Origin of the sequence: Bradyrhizobium agreste, from assembly GCF_016031625.1 — a bacterium.
GTDB classification, from domain to species: Bacteria; Pseudomonadota; Alphaproteobacteria; order Rhizobiales; family Xanthobacteraceae; genus Bradyrhizobium; species Bradyrhizobium agreste.
In genome coordinates this window covers 1-653 of record NZ_JACCHP010000070.1, presented here as the reverse complement: position 1 = coordinate 653, position 653 = coordinate 1, and the positions used below count along the sequence as shown (strand labels likewise).

Below are 653 nucleotides of genomic sequence, written 5' to 3'. Positions count from 1 at the left end.
CTAAATCAACGGGCCGTGGGGGCCATCAGCATTTGATCTGGATGACAGCACGTGCGTTTCGCGCGTGTCACAACCATGTTGCTGCCATCAGGCTATTGGTAGTTGGCGTGAGCCTTGCTGAGTGGGGCACGCCGGCTCGTGAGTAATTAAGGGGCGTCCTGATGAGTGGCAGAACTGTGCCAGAACGGATCAACGAATTCCTCGTCCGCTGTGCCGGCCGGGCCTACTGCGATCACTGCATTCAGGAGCGCCTTGGGCTGCGCTGGCGCCAGCAGGTGCAACTGGTCACCGCCACGCTGCTGTTACTTCAGGTTACCGCCGCAGCAGCGCGATCTGCTCAACGTGTGCAGAAAGCAAACAGGTCATCACCTATGTCGCGGCATCGCAGATCGCGCTGCTGCGGCGGTAACCTGAAGTAACAGCAAGCGTGGCGGTGACCAGTTGCACCTGCTGGCGCCAGCGCAGCCCAAGGCGCTCCTGAATGCAGTGATCGCAGTAGGCCCGGCCGGCACAGCGGACGAGGAATTCGTTGATCCGTTCTGGCACAGTTCTGCCACTCATCAGGACGCCCCTTAATTACTCACGAGCCGGCGTGCCCCACTCAGCAAGGCTCACGCCAACTACCAATAGCCTGATGGCAGCAACATGGTTGT

1 protein-coding gene is annotated in these 653 nt (G+C 60.0%); it reads right to left on the bottom strand.

Going from position 1 to position 653, the window contains the following annotated elements:
- Positions 1 to 369 precede the first annotated feature (369 nt).
- Complete coding sequence (locus HZZ13_RS36360) at positions 370 to 561, bottom strand: hypothetical protein (protein ID WP_197964218.1); 192 nt, start codon at positions 559 to 561, stop codon at positions 370 to 372.
- Positions 562 to 653 lie beyond the last annotated feature (92 nt).

Excerpts from the sequence above, each read along its gene's own strand:
- HZZ13_RS36360 (WP_197964218.1), bottom strand. The coding sequence starts at position 561 with ATGAGTGGCAGAACTGTGCCAGAACGGATCAACGAATTCCTCGTCCGC.